The 20,664-nt window shown below is 47.7% G+C and carries 21 protein-coding genes and 1 pseudogene; 11 read left to right on the top strand and 11 right to left on the bottom strand.

Annotated features, from left to right (window positions below; genetic code table 11):
* Positions 1–13 precede the first annotated feature (13 nt).
* The gene (locus QT992_RS07025) at positions 14–190 is read right to left on the bottom strand and encodes a hypothetical protein (RefSeq protein ID WP_333314777.1); all 177 of its coding nucleotides are present in this window, start codon (positions 188–190) and stop codon (positions 14–16) included.
* Between the two features lie 109 nt (positions 191–299).
* A complete protein-coding gene (locus QT992_RS07030; protein ID WP_333314780.1) occupies positions 300–1,166 on the bottom strand; it encodes a DUF928 domain-containing protein in 867 nt (288 codons plus the stop codon).
* 422 nt (positions 1,167–1,588) lie between these two features.
* Here QT992_RS07030 and QT992_RS07035 point away from each other — a divergent pair, with 422 nt between their 5' ends.
* Together QT992_RS07035 and QT992_RS07040 are read left to right on the top strand one after the other, a co-directional pair.
* A complete protein-coding gene (locus QT992_RS07035; protein ID WP_333314863.1) occupies positions 1,589–3,280 on the top strand; it encodes a transglutaminase domain-containing protein in 1,692 nt (563 codons plus the stop codon).
* Positions 3,281–3,388: 108 nt separating this feature from the next.
* Positions 3,389–3,529 carry a hypothetical protein gene (locus QT992_RS07040; protein ID WP_190736053.1) on the top strand — a complete coding sequence of 47 codons (141 nt, stop codon included), beginning with the start codon at positions 3,389–3,391 and terminating at the stop codon, positions 3,527–3,529.
* A gap of 905 nt (positions 3,530–4,434) precedes the next feature.
* On the opposite strand, the gene QT992_RS07045 is transcribed toward QT992_RS07040, so the two are convergent.
* Positions 4,435–5,421, bottom strand: a complete 987-nt coding sequence (locus tag QT992_RS07045; RefSeq protein WP_333336462.1) for an aldo/keto reductase — start codon at positions 5,419–5,421, stop codon at positions 4,435–4,437.
* A gap of 144 nt (positions 5,422–5,565) precedes the next feature.
* On the bottom strand, positions 5,566–6,459 hold the full coding sequence (locus tag QT992_RS07050; RefSeq protein WP_333336464.1) for an alpha/beta fold hydrolase: 894 nt from the start codon (positions 6,457–6,459) through the stop codon (positions 5,566–5,568).
* Between the two features lie 187 nt (positions 6,460–6,646).
* Here QT992_RS07050 and QT992_RS07055 point away from each other — a divergent pair, with 187 nt between their 5' ends.
* On the top strand, positions 6,647–6,805 hold the full coding sequence (locus tag QT992_RS07055; protein ID WP_333314785.1) for a hypothetical protein: 159 nt from the start codon (positions 6,647–6,649) through the stop codon (positions 6,803–6,805).
* 351 nt (positions 6,806–7,156) lie between these two features.
* Positions 7,157–7,645, top strand: coding sequence for an anti-sigma regulatory factor (locus QT992_RS07060; protein ID WP_333314787.1), 489 nt, complete (start codon positions 7,157–7,159; stop codon positions 7,643–7,645).
* 265 nt (positions 7,646–7,910) lie between these two features.
* Here the strand turns inward: QT992_RS07060 and QT992_RS07065 are convergent, their stop codons facing one another.
* Positions 7,911–8,186, bottom strand: a complete 276-nt coding sequence (locus QT992_RS07065) for a DUF6439 family protein (RefSeq protein WP_333103061.1) — start codon at positions 8,184–8,186, stop codon at positions 7,911–7,913.
* Positions 8,187–8,304: 118 nt separating this feature from the next.
* Between QT992_RS07065 and QT992_RS07070 the strand changes: the two genes are divergently transcribed.
* The 3 genes from QT992_RS07070 to QT992_RS07080 all read left to right on the top strand — a co-directional run bounded on the left by QT992_RS07070 (position 8,305) and on the right by QT992_RS07080 (position 11,065).
* Positions 8,305–8,670, top strand: a complete 366-nt coding sequence (locus QT992_RS07070) for a DUF2203 domain-containing protein (RefSeq protein WP_333314790.1) — start codon at positions 8,305–8,307, stop codon at positions 8,668–8,670.
* Between the two features lie 132 nt (positions 8,671–8,802).
* A complete protein-coding gene (gene asnS / locus QT992_RS07075; RefSeq protein ID WP_333314792.1) occupies positions 8,803–10,194 on the top strand; it encodes an asparagine--tRNA ligase in 1,392 nt (463 codons plus the stop codon).
* Between the two features lie 124 nt (positions 10,195–10,318).
* Entirely contained in the window at positions 10,319–11,065 is a 747-nt protein-coding gene (locus QT992_RS07080) for a Uma2 family endonuclease (protein WP_333336467.1), read from the top strand.
* Positions 11,066–11,310: 245 nt separating this feature from the next.
* On the opposite strand, the gene QT992_RS07085 is transcribed toward QT992_RS07080, so the two are convergent.
* From QT992_RS07085 to QT992_RS07100, 4 genes are all read right to left on the bottom strand, one after another.
* Positions 11,311–12,564, bottom strand: a complete 1,254-nt coding sequence (locus QT992_RS07085) for a geranylgeranyl reductase family protein (protein ID WP_333336469.1) — start codon at positions 12,562–12,564, stop codon at positions 11,311–11,313.
* Between the two features lie 37 nt (positions 12,565–12,601).
* Positions 12,602–12,802, bottom strand: a complete 201-nt coding sequence (locus QT992_RS07090) for a hypothetical protein (protein WP_333314799.1) — start codon at positions 12,800–12,802, stop codon at positions 12,602–12,604.
* A 926-nt stretch (positions 12,803–13,728) separates the two neighbouring features.
* Positions 13,729–15,210: a pitrilysin family protein gene (locus QT992_RS07095; protein ID WP_333314804.1), complete on the bottom strand. Its 1,482-nt coding sequence runs from the start codon at positions 15,208–15,210 to the stop codon at positions 13,729–13,731.
* A 380-nt stretch (positions 15,211–15,590) separates the two neighbouring features.
* The gene (locus QT992_RS07100) at positions 15,591–17,186 is read right to left on the bottom strand and encodes a pitrilysin family protein (protein WP_333336471.1); all 1,596 of its coding nucleotides are present in this window, start codon (positions 17,184–17,186) and stop codon (positions 15,591–15,593) included.
* 312 nt (positions 17,187–17,498) lie between these two features.
* On the opposite strand from QT992_RS07100, the gene QT992_RS07105 reads away from it, so the two are divergent.
* Both QT992_RS07105 and QT992_RS07110 read left to right on the top strand, forming a co-directional pair.
* The gene (locus QT992_RS07105) at positions 17,499–18,116 is read left to right on the top strand and encodes a helix-turn-helix domain-containing protein (protein ID WP_333314807.1); all 618 of its coding nucleotides are present in this window, start codon (positions 17,499–17,501) and stop codon (positions 18,114–18,116) included.
* A gap of 24 nt (positions 18,117–18,140) precedes the next feature.
* On the top strand, positions 18,141–18,662 hold the full coding sequence (locus QT992_RS07110; RefSeq protein ID WP_333336473.1) for a GNAT family N-acetyltransferase: 522 nt from the start codon (positions 18,141–18,143) through the stop codon (positions 18,660–18,662).
* 8 nt (positions 18,663–18,670) lie between these two features.
* Here the strand turns inward: QT992_RS07110 and QT992_RS07115 are convergent, their stop codons facing one another.
* On the bottom strand, positions 18,671–19,033 hold the full coding sequence (locus QT992_RS07115) for a hypothetical protein (RefSeq protein ID WP_333103045.1): 363 nt from the start codon (positions 19,031–19,033) through the stop codon (positions 18,671–18,673).
* Positions 19,034–19,108: 75 nt separating this feature from the next.
* Between QT992_RS07115 and QT992_RS07120 the strand changes: the two are divergent.
* A pseudogene (locus tag QT992_RS07120) lies at positions 19,109–19,351 on the top strand (TetR/AcrR family transcriptional regulator); the annotation flags it as partial.
* A gap of 50 nt (positions 19,352–19,401) precedes the next feature.
* Here the strand turns inward: QT992_RS07120 and QT992_RS07125 are convergent.
* A complete protein-coding gene (locus QT992_RS07125) occupies positions 19,402–19,764 on the bottom strand; it encodes a hypothetical protein (RefSeq protein ID WP_333314811.1) in 363 nt (120 codons plus the stop codon).
* A gap of 120 nt (positions 19,765–19,884) precedes the next feature.
* Between QT992_RS07125 and QT992_RS07130 the strand changes: the two genes are divergently transcribed.
* A partial coding sequence (locus tag QT992_RS07130; RefSeq protein ID WP_333336475.1) for a cobalamin biosynthesis protein occupies positions 19,885–20,664 on the top strand: 780 nt, incomplete at its 3' end.

The raw sequence follows: 20,664 nt of genomic DNA on the forward strand, positions 1-20,664 counted from the left end.
CGAAATTTGACCATCAAAATTTCCACCGCCCGCCTTTCAATATGCCAGAAGTCCGAACTGCCGATCGGTACAAAAATTTTAATTTATTTAGGACGATCGACCAAACAACCCGCAACAGCCAAAAATCATCTGGGGCGCTGCCAAATACCGCGCTCGAAACCGAGTTTTTCGTACTTGCTGCACCAGTCATACCATTTTAAATTTTAGATTTTAGGTTTTAGATTGGGCTATGACTGATGGCTATAACAGTTTGGGGCACGGGCCTACCGTTGCATTCTTTGCGTGAAACTGGAGTTGAATTATTTTCTTGTGATAGGTGTTAACTCACTTGCGACTAAGGGTTCTTGGGCTATTTTGCCGAGTTCGACTGAGTTGAGCACTGCTGACCACTCGATCGCTAAACTGGCATCGCTGGGAGACTCGATACGCAATTGAGCTAGAGTTGCCAGGTACTCGTACCAGAGATTTTGTTGGGCGAAGATGCTGAGCTTGGTGCGATCGGGCGATCGATCCAACTCTGTTTTCACGGTTGGGGCGAGTGCGGTGCGGTTGATCCACCCGGAAACGAGAACATCATCTGTTGTATTTTTTGGGTTGCATTTGATAGTAAAGTACCATTGATAGTTTTTGCCAACTTCTAGGGCTGGCGAGTTTTCATCGGAGCCGAGGCTGACGCTAACTACACCTGCACGGCTAGTTACCATGCGAAAACTTTTTTTGTATAGTGTTTTGTCCCTTTCGTCTGCTAACTCAAACTGAACTGTTTTGTCGATGGCTACGGGAAGGTAGTAGAAAAATGTCGGTTTTGCTGATATGGTTTGCCCCATAGTTGATTGGGGAATCAAGGCAGTTAAGGCAGTTGTGGCCGTGGGGCATTCTAAGCCGCGGGTTCCTCCCCCTTCCCGCCTTCCGGGTACTCCGTCCTCCGGCGGTTGAAAGCTATTCCACGCGGCTCCTAATTGCTGGCTGTTCGGTCTGCTTCCGCTTGCTTGGGCGGGTTGAACTGTTTGCCAGTTGAGGGGTAGCTGCGGTGGTGAGGCGCGCTGGACAATGTTTGCGGGGCTGTTGAGAGCCTCTGCTGGTATTAAAAAACTACCGGCGGCAACTGCCTCTAAAGACAGAATTAAGGAAAGAGCACCGATATTTAGAGCAGACTTCAAAGCCATGACGAACCTGCCTTCTGATGAACCTAGGAACTTTATCTCACGGTTTTATTCTATCCAAGGTTTTGACGGATATAGTAATCTCTTGTACTTAATTTATATCTTCAGGCAGATACGATTATTTGGGTCGCTCTGATCAACATAGAATTCTCTGTCGCGTTTGTCAGTGGTAGCTTAGTAGTTATACTTAATTCCATTCACGGCAGCAGGTTGGGTTGAGCTTGTTAAACCCAACTTTGACAAAGACTAATATTCCGGGTTTTTTAACTCAGACAAGAGGCTACAAGGGGTCTTTTCCTAACAACACCCAGTTAATGCGTCAGTCCTGGATATCAGGAAACTCGGCAATTTTGCTGGTGAACCTCAAGCGATCGGCTACAAGTTACAAATCAGTTTTTGTGTACAATACCGGCAAGAAATTTAGCATGAATCTCGATTCACCTGTTCTCTCGGACAAACAGCCTTCGGGGCTGCGGATGGTAAGACCCATCGGGGTTTTGGCACTGCACGGCATTGCTTTTTTAGGAAATAGGTTGTTCGCTGTCGATCGCGCCGAAGGGCTGCTATTGGAGATCGATCGAGAAACTGACAACACTACTGTTTTGAATCCTTATCACACGCCTAAGTTTGCCGGCGCAACGGGGCTGGCTATTTCGGAAGATACTCTCTGGTTTGCGCGGGATGAGGATATTTGTTGCTGTCGGGGCGCAATTCGGGACGGGGCGATAACTGAACTCAAGCCGGAACATTTTGTTTCGCTTTCTTATCCTGCTGACGGCATTGCTGTTTGGAAATCTACGCTTTATGTGACTTGCCAGAGATTAGCCGCGATTCTGGTTTTTGACCTGAAAACTGGTCGGGAAATTACTCGGTTTTATGCTCCCGGTATTGGGGTAGAAAATATCACTGTCCGGGATGAGGAACTTTGGGTTTGCGACAAGACTGAGCAAACTGTTTACTGTTTGGAACGGGGAACTGGGGAGATTAAATTTAGCGTTTTGACTCCCTTTGAGTCGCCTTCGGGTTTGGCTTTTCACAAGGATTCGGAAACCGGGGAAGATGTTCTGTACGTGGCTTATGCCGGGGATGAACTTTACATCCGGGATGACCCCAATTCGGAAGATCCTTTTCAGTTGACGAAGCGCGATCGCACTTTTATTCAGCCTTTGTCTTTTCACTACAATGAAGCCGAGCGCTACGCTTTGTCAAACGGTTTTTTGATGGAAATGTCTTATGTGGAGGAACTGTCTCCCCTCGATGAGGTAGAAATCGAAAATTTGGAGTGGCGGATTGCTTTGCCTTCGCAAACTCACCGACAAAAGGTCAGGAAAATTACGCCGATCGGAATGCCTTTTACTGAGGAAATTCAGGAAGGAGAACGGGTGGCGGTGTTTAAGTTCGATCGGCTGCACCCTGGGGAACGCCGAATTTTTGGCTGGAAGGCTTTGTTAGAAGTTCGATCGATTAAGTATCAGTTGTCGCCTCGGGATGTCGAAAAGAGTCCGAAGCTGTCGCCGGAGTTTGCAGCTAAGTATTTGGTTGATAATGACAATTTGGCGATGGATACGGAGATTGTGCGATCGGCTGCTGTGGCTGCCATTGGCTCGGAAACAAACATTCTCAGGCAATTGCTGAGCATTCGCAATTTTGTTTACGATCAACTTTCTTACGGAATTAGACCTCACATTGACACTCCCGATATTGTGCTGCGCCGCGGTATCGGTTCCTGCGGCGAATACGTGGGACTTTTGTTAGCTTTGGCTAGGTTAAACGGGATTGCTTGCCGCACGATCGGCCGCTACAAGTGTCCGGCTTTTGGTGACAGAAAAGGTGTGTCGCTGGAGCCGGATTTCAATCACGTTTGGCTGGAATTTTACATTCCAGGTTTTGGCTGGGTGCCAATGGAATCTAATCCTGATGATATTCAAGACAGAGGCCCTTATCCGTTGCGATTTTTTATGGGTTTGGCTTGGTATCACGTAGAAATTGGCAAGGGAATCCGGTTTCAAGGTCTCACCAGCGGCGGTCTTCCTTTAAACAAGGAGGAGGTTTCCGTGGGGAGTCTGGCAATTAATCATGTGAGGTTTACAATTTTGGAAGAGTTGCCAGCAGTTTGAAGGGAGTGTTAACTGTTAACAGTTAGCAGTCTATATTCAACTGTTAATTGTTAACATTTTTAATCTAAAATCGAAAGTAGAAAATGTAAAATCAGAGGAAGAGGGGTTGTGGAATTTTCGATTGCTAATTTTCTCGTTTTAGTGGCCTTTGTACTGCTGGTGACGGTGACTGGCGGGGTCGCTTATTTGACTTCTGTTGAGTGGCGCGATCGCAGGCGGTTAGATAAGGCTAAACGGAAAAAAAAGTAGCTTTTGGCTGTTGACAAATTGCATCTTTTATGATAAAGAACAAGGCGACCTGGTTGGGTCGCCTTGTTTTTTGATTTGAGGTATAGCAGAAGGAAGTTCGGCAACGGATTGTGTAACGGATGTAACGGATGTCAGGAAGAAGGAAGAAGGAAGTTCGGCAACGGATTCTGTAACGGATGTAACGGATGTCATGAAGAAAAAAGTTCGGCAACGGATTGTGTAACGGATGTAACGGATGTCAGGAAGAAGGAAGAAGCAACAATCGCAATGGTTTGAGCAATTGAAAATCTCCTAATTGGCTTGGCGGTTGCTATATTTTCACCGCAGATAAAAACAAGTTCGGTAACATAAACATTTTAGGTTTGTAGTGAGGACTTGAGTCCTAGTAGTTTTATGAGACTCAAGTCCTGACTACAAAACAATTGGATTGCATTCGTTCGATCGCACATAAGTTGACATCCGCCCCGACCGTCGCGGACGGGGATTCCCAAACCTCACGATTTGAATTTCTGCTTCTTCGCAACTGCCTCCACCCTACAAGAGATTTGGTCTTATGTTCGCTCTCGCGCACTAACCCCGCAAGAGAAAGCGGTTTTTACGTGTCGAATACCAAACGGAATTCTTCTCCTGTGTTGATTCTAGGGATGTTTACCATTGCCCTATCGTCTTTTCCCGGTCTACCGATTTTGCTTCGCCGCCAGCACCTCGGGCTGAACTTCGCTCGTATAGGCTGTTTGATCCATCGTCTCGGGTGGGTCGTTGACCAATTATATTGTAATATAAAGCCGTCCTAAAAGGACGAGGTTTCTACCCAATTTTCTGATGATTCACGGGCGAGACGCCCGCGCCACAATAAACACACCACAACGAACACACAGGAAAAAAGGGATTTTGGAGTTGATATTTTAAGTCCACTGTCGGAAAAATGTATTTTCTTCCCAAGCGGCGGCGGTGCGTTTTTCAAGTGCTGCCATTTCTGTTGTGTTTAGGGGTTTGAATGCTTGGGCGACTTTGAAGTTTTCTTCTAATTGCTTTACTGAGTCGGCGGCGATGACGCAGCAGTGCACGCCGGGAAGTGAAAGCGTGTAGCCCATTGCTTGGTGCATTCCATCTAAAACACCGTTCTGAAATAATTTGCCGTAAGCTGGTATTTTCATGGCTATGACGCCGATGTTTTTGGCTTTGGCCACTGGTAAAGCGCTGGTAACAAAGGAGCGCGGATGGTGTTTTTCGGCGGCGTTGAGGGAGATTAATGTTGTGTCGAAAGGATAGCGCTGCAAGCCTGTGGCAATGATGGCTGGTTCGTGGTGTCCGGTGATGCCGGAAAAACGAATTATTTTTTGCTGTTTGGCTTCTTCGATCGCCTTTATTGCTCCTTTGGCACTGAAAATTTGGTCTAATTCTGTTTGGAATGAGACGTGGTGGAGTTGCCACAAGTCTAGCCGATCGGTTTTCAATCTTTTGAGCGATCGCTCTAAGTCTCTCCACGCGCCGTCTCTGTCTCTGGCGGCGGTTTTTGTGGCTAGGAATAGGCGATCTCGATATGGTGGCAAAACTTTGCCTAAGTTTTCTTCGCTAGGCCCGTAGTCGGCGGCCGTGTCAAAATAGCGAATGCCTAGTTCGATCGCCCGTTCAATTTGCGCCGCCGCTTCTGCTTCTCTTCCCGGCTGCGACAGCGGTGTTTGTCCGGCCCCTCCCAAACCGAAAATCGGCACTTTCACCCCGGTGTTGCCTAACAGTCGTTCTGGCATTTTTACTGTGGCGGCCGCCTGGTTATTGGGTGTGGCTGCGATTTCCCAATCCTGCTGTTCGATCGCCTTAGCGCCTGCAATGCCGCTGGCAACAGCTATACTGGTCAATATAAAATTGCGGCGAGTCTTTTTGCGGGTCATTGTTTCCGTCTCCTCAGAATATGTGAGTAGAATTTAACCGCGTTTGTGAGAACACAATAAATAGATTGTTACTGCAAATCGGATAATTTTCCCCCTCTCCGAGGGAGGAGATGGCAGGGGAAAAATTATCTATGTGCCGATCGACTATTGGTCAATTATCCATGCGCGAATCAGTTCGTTTATCTGTTCTGGTACTTCGTCGTGGGGACAGTGACCAGCTTTGATAAAGTGTTCTGTCAACTGCGGATAGTGTTTGCGAAATTTAGCGCTTCTTTCTGTGGAATTCATCCACGGATCGCCTTCTCCCCACAGCATTAGCAACGGGCAGTTTAATTGACTAAGTAATACGTCAATTTTTTCGCCTTGGGGTGTTCGGAATACGGAGGCGAATACTTTGGGGGCACCGGGATCGCAGGAGGGAAGGTAAATCTCTTCTACTAATTGGTCTGTAACCGCGCTTTGGTCGAGATAAACTTTTTCTAGGGTTTTCCGAATTGTCGATCGCTGGCGCACGTACTGGAACAGCAGAAAACTTGCCCAATCTTGCTGAAATAAGGTTTTAGCTACTGCAGATATGGCTTTTTGCAAGGGCGGGGCTTCGGGTGCGGGCTGCGGTTCGCTGAAGGGGCCGGCGCTGTTGATTAATATGAGTCCGGCTGCTGATTCGGGGCGCTGGGCTGCTACACACAAGGCGGCGTAGCCTCCTAGGGAGTTACCGGCTAGTACGGCGGGCCGGCCGATGATGTTGGTGATAAAATCGTGGAGTTGGTCGCGCCAGAGGTCGCCGCTGTACTGCAATTCTGGTTTTGCCGATCGCCCGAATCCCAAAAGGTCGATCGCCCACACTTCAAAGTCTTTGCTCAGGCCGCTGATATTTTTGCGCCAGTGGTCTGTGGAGGCTCCAAAACCGTGAATTAACAGCAGGGGAGGGCGTTCTGGATGCCGATCGCTGGATCGAACGTAGTATACTGAATGCCCTCGCCACTGCCAGTAAGTGCCAGCTATGGGGGCTGCAGTTATGGCTGGGGTTGCTTGCATAATGTAAAGAAATAATTATTTACTTTAACTATTGTATCGCGACATTCAGATTTATATAGTTGGAACAACGCCCCGGAGTTTCGCCAGCAAAGGATAGGTCAATTTGGGCGAGTTGGGAGATCGCGCTCGCCCGCACTCAGGCTTAATAAGTTTTGTAACGAATATTGATTTTGTGAGGGGCGCAGCAATGGGAGATATTTGGCCCGATCGCATTTGGGGAAATAAATCGGGTTTGGGCTGCAACATACCTAGGTATGATGATTTGGCTGTTTGGCGGCCACATCAAGTTCTGGGCGATGGCGCTTACCCAGGGGCTGCGAGGGTCGAACCTGATGGGCGAGGGTGAAGGGATCGACTTTTTTATAGTTATTTCCGAGCTTTTCAAGGTGGGGATCGTTTGTTAGGTAGCTGTTGACGGCTTAGGGGATGCAGCTAGCCGTTTGGTTGCTAGTTGGCAAAAGTCAAACTCAAAAATTTCGCTGCTAGGAGAACTTATAAGTAAAATTACTGATGGTTCTCTGCAGAAGTTTCTCAGAATCGCTGAATATTTTGTGACGTTGTTTGCTGTTCTTAATTGCTTTGATACTCTAAGATAGAAGTAGAGCAGCGCAGCTCAATTAATTAGCATTTTGAATACTAGGGAGCCAACTATGCAGGGTGTGAACTTTATCCACCTGAAAGTTAGGGAGTTTTCTGAGTGATTGCTATTTCACCTCGTCCCGTCGGACGCAATTGGATTACGATTAGCTTCGCTTCTACTCTATACCTTTGTCCTATTTTGGATCTGCTCCTAGCAGAAGTGCCAGATTTCTGGCAAGCGGAATTGCGGTTGGGGCTTCAAGAAGCTTTGGTAAATGCTGCTAAGCATGGAAACAAATTAGATCCCGGTAAAACTGTGGGAGTCCGTTTTTCGATCGTCCAAAACCAATATTGGTGGGTGATATCGGATGAAGGTTCTGGCTTTAAGGCTCCTTGCAGTTGCAACCTTTATACCGATGATTGCGACAGTCTCCTCACAGAGGAGGTTGCAGATAACTCTGGACTACCCCATGTGGAACAGGAATGTGGTAGGGGGTTGTTTATTCTTTACCAAATATTCGATCGGGTAGAGTGGAATTCTGAAGGTACAGAGTTACGGCTGTGCAAAGCACTGGCCAGTCCCTACCGACTGCCTCGCTTGCGCTAGCACCGCTATGAAAGCAGCAGTTTTCACCTCCGCTAGACCGGGAAATTTTTTCGTTCTCGGGCTCAAGCTTGCAGTGAGAATTTGAACGCTATGGCTATTGATAGCTGATCGTAATGCAAAATGTGAGTTTTGAGTTAAAAAAGTATAAATCTTTTCAACTCACAATCGCGCTGCTCGATCTAGCGGCGCGATTGTCTAAATTTTGAGCGACTAATCAAGTCAAAACTCCCAACCGCCCAGCGTTACGAAAAACGAAGCAATCTAATTATTTGCCGTGGGTGGGGCAGGGAGGAGCAGATATCGATCGATCCAGCCATCCTGCTGCTTGGTTTAAGCGCGGGAGAGCTTCTTCGGGCTGTTTTTTGAGCAAAAAGACCAAAGCGGCCGCAGCTTGCTCGCAGGCCCGCGCGGAACGGTTGGCTTTGAGGCGGTGCCAATCTTTTTCGCCGATGGCGAGGCGCGCGGCGAGAGCTTGGGCTAGTTCTACCGTGCTCAGCTCGTTGAGGTTGACAGTTTGGGTTGTTTGTGTAGTTTCAAGCATAATTGGCAATTATACGGATTTGGCTGCCGTTTCTGAATTTAAAAAATATACTGCATATAATAACAACTTAATTGGAAATCGGTTTTTTTTATTATTATTGTCAGGTTTGCAGATCGAAATGCCTCAACAGCCGTCAGAGTTAAATCCCGAAGAGCAAGAAAGTGAGTTTGTTCAAGCGCTCGCAGCAGTTGAGCGATCGCTCGCAGCAGTCAAAGAACGGTACACTCAAATTCAGGTCGATCGACAGCGCCAAGTCGAACTCGGCCATCGCCGCGAAGAAATCCGCCAGTCGGGGCGTCGAAATCCATTGCCGCAACTCAAAAAAGAATTGCGGGAAATTGAGCAAGAATTGGAAACTATCGAGTTGAATTTAGAAAGCAGCCTGTTTTCGTGGGGAAGCATAAAACAACCTTTTTGGCAAGCAGTTCGGTTTGGGGGACTCGGCATTTTGATCGGTTGGATTTTGAAATCCTATGCAGGTTGAAGGATGTTGGGATTTATGATTTTTTTTAATGAACCGCAGAAATTCACAGGCGGGACGCCTGTTCCACAGAGGACGCTGAGTCAGAGAAAATAGAGAAATATGGTGCAAAATATTAAATAAACAGGAGTGGATATGACAAATCAACGAATTGCAGCGATTTTGCGCGCAGGTGAACCCGACGAAACTGTAAGTGTTCAAGGTTGGGTTCGTACCAAACGCGAATTGAAAGAATTTGCCTTTGTCGAAGTCAACGACGGTTCGGCGATGGCTAACTTGCAAGTAGTCATAAGTTCCGATTTGCCAGATTTTGAAAATGTACTGAAACAACTGAATACAGGTGCATCTCTAGAAGTGTCGGGAGTGCTGGTAGCATCTCCGGCGAAGGGACAGCGAATTGAGTTGAAAGCCTCACAAGTACAAGTTTACGGCGATGCAGACCCGCAAACTTATCCGCTGCAAAAAAAGCGCCATTCCTTTGAATTTTTGCGGACAATCGCGCATTTGCGACCGCGCACAAACACCCACGGTGCTGTTTTTCGAGTCCGCAATGCTTGTTCGGCGGCGGTACACCAATTTTTTCAAGAACGTGGTTTTTTGTGGGTTCATACTCCGATTATTGCTGCTAGCGACTGCGAAGGTGCGGGGGAAATGTTCGCCGTTACCAACTTTGATTTAAAGAATGTGCCGCGCACTGATTCGCAAGAGGTTGATTATGCTAAAGACTTTTTTGGAAAGCGCGCCTATTTAACAGTTAGCGGCCAGTTGGAAGCGGAAGTTATGGCGATGGCTTTCGGCAATGTTTACACTTTTGGCCCGACTTTTAGAGCGGAAAATTCTAATACTTCGCGGCATTTGGCGGAGTTTTGGATGATTGAACCGGAGATGGCTTTCTGCGATTTGCAGGGAGATATGGATTTGGCTGAGGCGTTTTTAAAGTACATTTTTAAATACGTTTTGGAGCGTTGCCCGGAAGATATGGAGTTTTTCAACGAACGCATTGACAAAACGGTTTTGGCTACTGCTGAAAATATCATTAATAATCAGTTCGAGCGGATTACTTATACCGAGGCGATCGCACTTTTGGAAAAAGCCGACAAAAAGTTTGATTTTCCGGTAAGTTGGGGCTTGGATTTGCAGTCGGAACACGAGCGTTATTTGGCTGAGGACTTGTTTAAAAAGCCGACAATTGTCAGCGATTATCCCGTCGGGATTAAAGCATTTTATATGCGTTTAAACGATGACGAAAAAACGGTGCGAGCAATGGATGTTTTGGCTCCTAATATTGGGGAAATTATCGGCGGTTCGCAGCGGGAAGAAAGGCTGGATGTGTTGGAGCGGCGCATGGAAGCCCAGGGTATGAATAAGGAGGAATTGTGGTGGTATTTGGATTTGCGCCGCTACGGTACTGTGCCTCACGCTGGGTTTGGTTTGGGATTTGAACGGTTAGTGCAGTTTATGACGGGAATGGGGAATATTCGGGATGTGATTCCGTTTCCGAGAGCGCCTTTGAGTATTGATTTTTAGTTGAGGATTGTTTGTAGTGAGGACTAAAGTCCGAGCGAGTTTTAGGAGGACTTTAATCCTCATTACAAACACCTTCTTTTCCAATCTAAAATCTAAAATCTAAAATCTAAAATGGTATGAGCTAATGGTTGTTCAAATCCCATCGAGTTCCAAAGCACCAACTGTCACCTGGGAAGCCTTACCAGCCGACTTTGTATTACCGGACGATCCCGTGGAAAATATTCAACAACCACCCCTTGCTGCCGCTCTCACCGATGCTCTGGGAGCCGCTGGACGCATTGGGCCGATCGCCCTAATCGGTTCCAATTTTGGACTGGTAGCGACAGTAAATAAGCAGACTGTAGTCAAAGCACCGGATTGGTTTTACGCGCCGCAAGTGCATCGAGTCGCAGATGGCACCATTCGCCGCAGTTACACGCCGAATTTGGAGGGTGCGCCGGTATCGGTGGTGATGGAGTTTTTGTCTAATGAAGATTACGCCGAACTGTCGGTGCGATCGACTCCTCCCTACGGCAAGCTCTACTTCTACGAACAGATTCTGCAAGTGCCCACCTACGTTACCTACGATCCCTACGAGCCCAAGCTGGAAGTGCGGTATTTGCAAAATGGTGGTTATGCAGCCCAGACGGCTGATGCTGAGGGACGGGTGCGGATTCCAGAGTTAGATTTGTGGCTGGGGATTTGGCCGGGGGAACGGCTGGGGCAAACTATGAATTGGCTGCGCTGGTGGGATTCGCAGGGAAATTTGCTGCTGTGGAGTTCGGAACAGGCCCAACAGGAACGGCTGCGGGCCCAACAGGAACGCCAGCGGGCGGATGTATTGGCGGCAAAGTTGCGGGAGTTGGGTGTCGATCCCGATCTGCTGGCCTGAAAGGGCGGGATGTTCGTTAGTTAGCCGTAGGGTGCGTCGCGATCGAACTTTCTGTATAGCTCCCTGATTGGGGAAGCTATACAGAAACTTTCTGTATAGCTCCCTGATTTGGGTAGATAGGCTGAAACTTTCTGTATAGCTCCCTGATTGGGGTGGATAGGTCGAAAGTTTCTGTATAGCTTCCTTTGTAATTCATAAGTTAACCTGATTCCATCGAATCGACCAGTGATTTTCTCAAAAGAATTCTAAAGGACCGAATTTTCAGTCGATGGTCTGAATAGATCTTGAACCAAACCCATGCCAATCCGCCGGATGCTTCGTCCTAGGATGCCGGTGAATTCCAGATCGCCACTCAGGAGTCGGGTGACGAGTCGGGTGCCTTTGGGATGTTTGACACCATATTTAGAGCAAAGTTTGGGAAAGCGATAGAACATAAAGGCGAGCTGACGGGCGGCGTCGAAGTTGGTGGCAAACTCAGCATGGATGCGATCGCTATATTGGTGCACCTTCCCTTCGGCCACACAGTTGCCCGCAATCACGCCACTTCTGACCGCATGGAGGATGCCATCCCCAAACACCGGGTTAATCAACCCCGCCGCATCACCCGCTAGCAATAGTCGTCCATCGGCCGTATGCAAGGGTTCTCGGCCATTCCAGATGGGCAAGGGATGGGCATAAAACTTCAAGGCTTCTCGTTGGTAGGGAATTTGCAAATGATCCATATATTCAAAAATCGTGCGCTGAATTTCCCCACGGGCCTTGGGATCCTCGCGGGCATCCCGATAGCGGGAATGGAACACGCCTGCGCCAATATTGAGGTGATTGGCTTTTGGGAAAATCCAGGCATAGCCACGGGGAATGGCACCATATTCCACATGGATCGTGTCGGGCTTGAGAATGGGGTGGTTGGCATCCCATGCGTGGGGGAGTTCGATTTCCATGCCCAGGGCGATCGCCGGATTCTGTCGCAACTTGGCAACCTTAGCCACAATTCCATTCGCGCCATCTGCCCCAATCACCTGGCACGCCGTTGCCACAAACTCCCCTCCTTGACCGGAATCCCCATTGGCTTTCATGGCCTTTGCCCGCACCGTTACCCGGCTTGATTCCAGTTCCAGAGATCGCACCGCTAACCCATCCCGCAGTTCTACCCCTGCCTGAACAGCCCGAAGAGCCAAAGCTTGGTCAAACAGAGTCCGCTGCACCATCCAGAGAGAATAGTGGTCATCGCTATCGGGCAGATTCATCGCCCCCAGGTAGGGATCGCCAAACTGCCAGGTATGCCGCATATACCGCACATTGCATTCCACCACTGCATCAGGAACCAGATCCCGGAGGACTTGGTGGATGGCAACCGGCGTTCCCCCACCGCAGGGTTTATGGCGAGGCAAGGAATATTTTTCTAGCAAAGCAACTTTCAACCCCCGCTGGGCAGCCGTTGCCGCTGCCACCGTCCCCGCTGGGCCGCCACCACAGACAATCAAGTCATAATGGGTCATTCGGTCTTTCCTATGCTTCTGAGTCAGTACCATTTAATCAGAAACTGCCAATGATTTCGCTGAATTCCGTTTCCATACTGGGAGAGTTAGTCAACTTCATCAGGGAGTGCAATATGAAATTTCTGATTGGTGTCTTGGTCAGTGCATTGGGAGCATCTCTGGGGAGAGTAAAAAGCATTTTTTGTTTGAGTGCGAGATATTGAAGTGCTCGCACGGGCTTATAGTATGTAGCGCTCACTTCAAGATCTCGCACTACAAAAGCTTGCGTACAGATGCTCCCTGTACATTGTTAGTCCTGTTGACATCCACCCCGACCGTCGCGGACGGGGATTCCCAAACCTCACGATTTGAATTTCTGTTTCTTCGCAACTGCCTCCACCCTCAAAGAGATTTGGTCTTATGTTTGCTCCACAGACTAACCCCGCAAGAGAAAGCGGTTTTTACGTGTCGAATACCAAACGGAATTCTTCGTATTTTTGATTCTAGGGATGTTTACCATTGCCCTATCCTCTTTTCCCGGTCTACCGATTTTGCTTCGCCGTCAGCACCAAGCTGAACTTCGCTCGTATAGGCTGTTTGATCCATCGTCTCGGGTGGGTCGTTGACCAATTATACTGTAACACAAAGCCGTCCTAAAAGGACGGGGTTTCTACCCAATTTCTTGATGACCCTATTATAACCCGCGATCGCGGCGAATCCACCCGCTGGCTATCGGTCTTTCACCGAGTATGAAGCCTATTTACATCCCGCCCAAGAAGCCGATCCAGAACTCAAGGTGCAATCCATAGCCTATGGTAAGCTACGGTTCCCGCGCCATCTGAGTTCCGGCAATTTTGAGTTCCAAGTGTCAGGCGTTGATGCGGCCAATGTGACCGCATTTCACATCCATTGCGGCGCACCGGGTGTGTTGGAACCGATCGTTGTGGACTTTTGGCAGTAGTTAGCCGTAGGGTGCGTCGAAGAAAGAAAATTTACAAAGAAAGAGCGACAATCTCACAGCGACGCACCACACAATAGTCAGGCGCGTCGAAGAAAGAAAATTCACAAAGAAAGAGCGAAGTTTCAGCAGCGACGCACCCTACAAAATACTTCCGAAAATGGAGGCAGAGCCTCCGGATCTGCGTTACCAGGCTCTGCCTGGTAACGAGTAGACGAGTAAATAAATTAAGTCGCTGGGGGAATTGTGATATCAACAGATTGCACTTTTACCGAAGTTCCCAAACTCGATAACGGCGGTTCAATTGCCTCCGTATTTCCAACTACTAATGTTACCAAATTCTCCGGTTTCAAGTAAGTCTTGGCTACGCGCTGCACGTCGGCAATTGTTGCTGCTTCGATGCTGCGGCGGTAGCGAAAAATGAAATCTTCGGGATAACCGTAGTATTCGTAGCGAATTAATCGCGACAAAGTTTGACTGGGATTTTCAAATTTGAAGATGAAAGAATTTAGGGTGGAATCTTTAGCAAAAGCTAATTCTTCCTGGGTAATTGGTTCGGTGCGGATACGATCGATCTCGGCGCGAATTGCCTGGATAAACGGTACTGTGGCATCCGATCGCGTTTGGCCTCCTGCGACAAACACCCCCGGATAGTCATATCTCGGACTCCAAGCGGCGTATACTGAATAAGCTAAACCTTGGCGCGATCGCACGTTATTAAACAAACGGCCACCGAAACCGTTCAAAACCCCATTCATCACGTCCAAAGCACCGTAATCTGGACTGCTGAGCATTCCGCCCAAATGTCCCATTTGCACGTAACTTTGACTTAATTGCGGCTGATTTACCAAAAATATGCCGCCGCCATTTGCGGGCGATACGGTTGGTAGCGCAGGCACTTCTGCACTTTGACTCGGTTGCCAGTTGCCAAATTTTTGCTCGACGAGCGATCGCATTTTAGAAGTGTCAAAGTCGCCAGAAATACCCAAAATCATGTTTTTGGGGTGGAAATATTTCTGGTAGAAACTCACCAAATCGTCGCGGGAAATATTGGCGAGGGTTTTGTATTCTACCGTGCGCGCGTAAGGACTGCGATCGCCGTAAATTAACTTTTGAAACTCGCGACCGGTAATATCGTCAGGATCGTCATTGCGGCGGGCGATCGCACCTTGAGTTTGGTTCTTCGCTAAATCCAACTTTTCCTTAGCAAATATTGGTTCCCGAATCACTTCCGCAAATAAGTCAAACACGGGTTCCAAATCTTCAGCTAAAGCACTAAAATTAGCGCTGCCAGAACTAACATCAATCCCCGTTTCTACCGAAGCTGCTCGCTGTTCTAGCAACTGATTTAATTCATCAGCCGTATGCCGGCTCGTGCCACCAGTTCGCATCACTTCTCCCGTCAAACCTCCCAATCCAATTTTATCGGCAGGTTCAAAGCGCTCGCCCGTGCGAAATAGCGCCGTTCCCCCGACTAACGGGAGTTCCCGGTCTTCCATAAGATACACCCGGATGCCATTTTTCAGCTCGAAGCGAGTGTATTTAGGCAGTTTAATTTCTGCCAGCGGGGGAAATGTTAATTCGTCGTAGTGTTTGGGTGCCGCCGCAAAGGAAGGTAACAAATTAAACGTGCCCAGTGAAACAGTAAAAAAGCACAGGGATAGCAGAAATAACTTTACTTTTTTCAGTCTCAATTTAGTCCTTTTCATTCTTTCTCCTAAGTTTTATATTGTGACATAGCGAGGCAGAGCCTCTGGATCTGCGTTCCCCGGCTCTGCCCAAGGCGTGACAACTTAACGTTAAACCGACCGTCTCTCTTGTTTGTAGCGAAGTCTAGATCCCCCCTAACCCCCCTTAAGAAGGGGGGGACAAGAGTGTTCTCTTTCGTCAACCCCTACTCCCCTTATTAAGGGGGATGCGAGGGGGAGCGAGACTCGACTAAAAGCGACATTTATTAGGGGTTTCAGTCTTAAGTTTTCAGGAATGGGCCGAGCCTAGGAACGAGTCTTTCTTCTTTCTGATGAATGCCTCACGCTCGACAATTCATCCGTGTATCCGTGTCAAAATCCGTGTCGTGCCTTCCTTCTTCTTAAAGTGGCAAAAGCTTACCAATCGTGCGATTTTCCGGGCGGAAAGTTGCCTGAGCGACACGCTGAATGTCAGCGGGAGTAACAGCCGCGATCGCCTCCAATTCCTTGAACAAATTTCGCCACGAACCGGTGTTTACTTGATAGTCCACCAGCGCAAATGCCATGCCCATATTAGAATTGAGCGATCGCAACAAATCGGCTCTCGCCTGAGTTTTCACGCGCTCCAATTCCAAAGCAGAAACCGGCTCTGTTTTCAGGCGCTCGATTTCCTTGCTCAAAGCGGAGGCTACTTCATCAACCGTGCGGCCCGGAGCAGTTTGAGCGTAAAATAACATCAAATTCGGATACTTTTCCCCCGGATAACCGCTGAAACCTTGAGCAGCCAGCGCCAATTGCTGTTGTTCTACCAAAGATTTGTAGAGCCGAGAAGTGCGGCCATCGCTGAGCAAAGAACCAATCATTTCATAAATCGCATTGTCGGGATGATTCATCGCCGGTTTGTGGTATCCTTCCAAATACCAAGGTTGAGTTTTTAATTGCAGCGTGACTTCCTTAGTTTGCGTTTGGGGAGGTTCGACAAGTTGCAATTCTGGAGGGGCTGGTTTCGCCTTGTAACGGCCGAAATAAATTTGAGCGAGTCGCTTCACCTCCGAAGCTTTCACGTCACCTACCACCGCCACAGTCAGCTTGCTGGGGACGTAGTGAGTCTCGAAAAACTTCTGCACGTCACTGCGGGTGAGGTTTTTAATGTCTTCACTGTAGCCAATTACGGGGCGGCGGTAGGGATGAACAGAGAAAGCTTTGTTGGCAAAAGCTTCAACCATTTGTCCGATCGGAGAATTCTCGGTTCGCAGCCTGCGCTCTTCTAAAATTACCTGTTTTTCTTTGTAAAATTCCCGAAATACTGGTTCTAGAAATCGCTCAGATTCCAGCGACATCCACATTTCTAACTTATTAGCTGGAAGGCTGTAAAAATACATTGTGGCGTCGGTGGAAGTAGCGGCATTTAGTCCGACTCCGCCTGCTTGTTCCACTATTTTGCCGAGTTCATTGCGCTTGACAAATTGCGAAGCTTCGGCTTCAACTTTGTCAAATTCTGCTTTTAATTGGGCGACTTCTTCAGTTTTGCCGCTGGCCTTGGCTGCTTGCATTTGCTCGAAGAGTTGGTCTTGTTTTTCTAGCAGCGGCTTTTCGGCTTGGTAGTCGGTAGTGCCGATTTTTGGCGTGCCTTTGAAGGCTAAATGTTCGAGATAGTGAGCGACTCCGGTTTGGCCGTCGGGTTCGTTGGCGCCCCCGACATCGGCGTGAATCAGAAACGATGCTACGGGCGCTCTGGGCCTTTCGAGTACGATGAATTTCATGCCGTTGTCGAGCCTAAATTCGCTGACTTGGCTGATTACTCGATCGAGCGACGGTTGAACAGAGACTGCTTGGGAGCCGCTAGCGGGGTTGGGGCGGGCGAGGGCGCTTTCGGGGGAAATTCCCCACCACAGCAGTACAGCAGCTAGCAGGGAGGCAATGAATCGAGTTTGGCGATCGGGCGATTCCCTACGGGATAGCTTCGCTTCACGGGGTTTTTGGAACTGCGGGGTCATTCGATTTTAGATTTTAGATTTTAGATTTTGGAGTGTCAAACAAAAAAATGTTTGTGCTCGCTGGCCAGAGATTCTTTTCTCAGGATAAAGATTTTTGGAGGCATAAGCGATCTGTTGCGCCGCAGATGTTAGGCTGATACAGCAAATCTCAAAAAGGGTCATTCGATTTTAGATTTTAGATTTTGGATTTTGGATTGTCAAACAAAAAAATGTTTGCCCTCAATGCCAGAGATTCTTTTTAAAACTTAACATCAATTAGTCCCTCAGTCCAGCTCCCGTAGTTCCAAGTAGCCAATTACCCATTGCAAAGCCATGCGAATTTTTCATCAGTCTCCTCCTTCTGAAACAGAAACCAAGAAGCGGATTTTACAAGCCGCTCAGCGGTTGTTTGCCCGCAGCGGATACGACGGTACGACAACTCGCGATTTAGCAGCGGCGGCGGGGGTGGCCGAGGGTACGCTATTTCGGCATTTTGATAATAAAAAAGCGATTTTGATTGAGGTGGCGACGGAAGGATGGGTGGAGTTGCTGACGGATTTGCTGACAGAATTAAGCGAGATGGGCAGTTACAAAGCAGTGGCTCAGGTGATGCGGCGACGGATGCTGAATATCCGCGAGAATAGCGACATGATGCGGGTGTGTTTTTTGGAGGCGCAATTTCACCCGGATTTGCGCGACAGAATTCAATTGGAAGTCATCGGAAAAATGAGCGATGTTGCTGAGGCTTTTTTTGAAACAGCGATGGAAAAAGGAGTTTATCGGAAGATGAATCCGAAGATTGTCGCTCAGGTATTTTTGGGAATGTTTGCAGTCGCGGGTTTCAGTCAAAATACGATTATGGAGCCGAATGCTTCGCCGCAGGAAATGCAGGAAATGGCGGAAGGATTAGCTGATATTTTTCTGAATGGGGTTTTGCTGAAAGATGAATAATTAGGGCAACAGGGAAAAGTTGTTATGGGCCAAATTTTGCACTATTCTATTCGGCCGCTAACGCAGGAAGACGAGCCTTTTCTGTGGCAAATGCTGTATGAAGCGGCGCACATGGCAGAAGAAGGCGAATCAAGGGTGCAAGCGGTTGTCAATCATCCTTTAATTGCGAAATATGTCAAGAATTGGGGAGGTGCAAACGATTTGGGCTTCGCAGCAATCGAATTGAACGCGAACCAGCCAGTAGGCGCCGCCTGGCTGCGTTTGTTTACAGAGGATGACAAGGGGTTTGGCTGGGTTGACGATACTATCCCGGAATTGGCGATCGCCGTTCTTCCAGAATATACAAATCAGGGTGTAGGAACGCAGTTGCTGGATCGTTTGCTGTCAGCAGCCAAAGTCTCTTATCGATCGGTATCCCTGAGTGTCAGAAGCTCAAATCGAGTCCTGAGTTTGTACGGGCGATCGGGATTTAAAGTAATTGAGGGAAGCGAGACAATCAACCGCACAGGAGGGACATCATTCACCATGAAAGTGGATTTTGATTGAGTGAATTATTACTCTATAAATTGGTACATTTGCTGTACCCACTTCTCCCGATTATTCTGCCATTCATCCGTCACTACTTCCCAAGTTGTATTGCTTTCAAGTTCCAGCAAGAGACTTGATACTTCTTCCAGCGTCGATGCTATATGACATTCTTCTACCCAACTTTCACGGATCATTTTCCAGAGACTTTGTACCGCTTCTCGCTGATAATTTGATTCTAATTCAACTAGCAATTTGGCTAGGTGTTTTTCGTCACTTGCTGCTGACACCTCGCTCATCCAACAGTCGCGACGTTCTTTCCATTCTTCCCTCACTGCGTCCCAGTTTAGGTGGGCTTGAAACTCTAACAGTAATTGGCTTAGTTCTACCATATTAAATTTTGTCTTGTTTGCAGTTTGTGCTATTTTTGTACAAATTTTATTGATTGAGAGTGTTGGTTTTTTATAATGAGGGATGTGGCTGAGGCTTTTTTGGAAACGGCGATGGAAAAACAAGTTTATCCAAAGATGAATCCGAAGATTGTCGCTCAGGTATTTTTGGGAATGTGTGCAGTCGCGCCCTTCAGTCAAAATACGATTATGGAAGCCAATCCTTCTCGGTAGCAAATGCAGGAAATGGCTGAAGGACTCGCAGATATTTTTCGGAATGGGGTTTGGCAGAAAGATGAAGAATTAGTCATTAGTCATTAGGAAATTATCGAGCCTGAAAACGCATATCTACAGGCTCTGACTCCTCGAAACTACTCGTTAAACTTGTGCATTTGCTGTACCCAATTCTCCCGATTCTGCTGCCATTCATCAGCCATAGCTTCCGAATTTATATTGGTTTCAAGTTCCAGCAATAAACTTGATACTTCTTGAACAATCGATGCTCCCAGACATTCTTCTACCCAACGGTTGCGACGCTCTTGCCACTGAATATCAACCGATTCTCCCTGCAAGTTTGATTCCCATTCAACTAGCAATTCTGCTAGATATGTCAGGTTAACTGATGCTGCCACACCGCTAACCCAACTTGACCGGCGCTCTTTCCATTCTTTTTTCACTCCTTCCGATTTGAGGTTGCTTTCAAGCTCTAACAGTAACTGATTTAGTTCTACCATCTTAAATGTGGGATTTTTTGTAGTTTGTGCTACAATTATACCAAAATTTTCACTAAACAGAGTGTTAAGTTTTTTTTAAGATTGCGGGCTCAGTGAAACTACAAAATAGATAACTGAATAATGAGCGATAAATTTACTTTAGATATGCTAGACATTCCCTGCGGTTGGAGTAGAGGCGAAGGTGACTGGACTGGAGTGGCGGCGGCTATGGCTAGAGGGGAAACTGTCGAAGTAATTCAAGAAGTTGGTTCTACTTTGTGGCAAAACAGTCTGCCAGAAAAACATTCTTTGTATTGGGAGGGGGAAAATCTCTCAACTATCAAAGCCCGAATTTGGATTAGTTTCACCCAGAGAAGATTTTCGCCGGAATCTGTTTTGCCAAAAGTTCAGTGGCATCCGAGAGTGTTGTGGATAGGGATAGGTTGTGCACGCGGAACAGGGCGAGAATTAATCGAAACAGCGATTCAAAATGTATGTCGCGGTTATCATTTAGCGGAAAGTGCGATCGCAGGTATTGCTACAATAGACACTAAAGCAGGTGAAGTCGGCTTGCTGGAACTTTGTCAAGCCCGAAACTGGCCGTTAAAAACCTTTGCTGCTGACATTTTAAGTTCCGTAGAAGTCCCCAATCCTTCAAATATTGTAGTCGAACAAGTCGGGACGCCTAGTGTAGCAGAAGCCGCGGCACTTTGTGCGATCGAACAGATATCTTGTACCATTCTCAACAACAGGCAAGATGCCTGTTTCACAATTCTCAACCACAGGCAAGATGCCTGTTTCACAAAGAGTGAATCTGCTTGTGGGGTGGGCATCTTGCCCGCCCGTACCATTCTCAACAACAGGCAAGATGCCTGTTTCACAATTCTCAACCACAGGCAAGATGCCTGTTTCACAAAGAGT

The sequence above is a fragment of the Microcoleus sp. T3_D1 genome, from assembly GCF_036700405.1.
Classification (GTDB): Bacteria; Cyanobacteriota; Cyanobacteriia; order Cyanobacteriales; family Microcoleaceae; genus Microcoleus.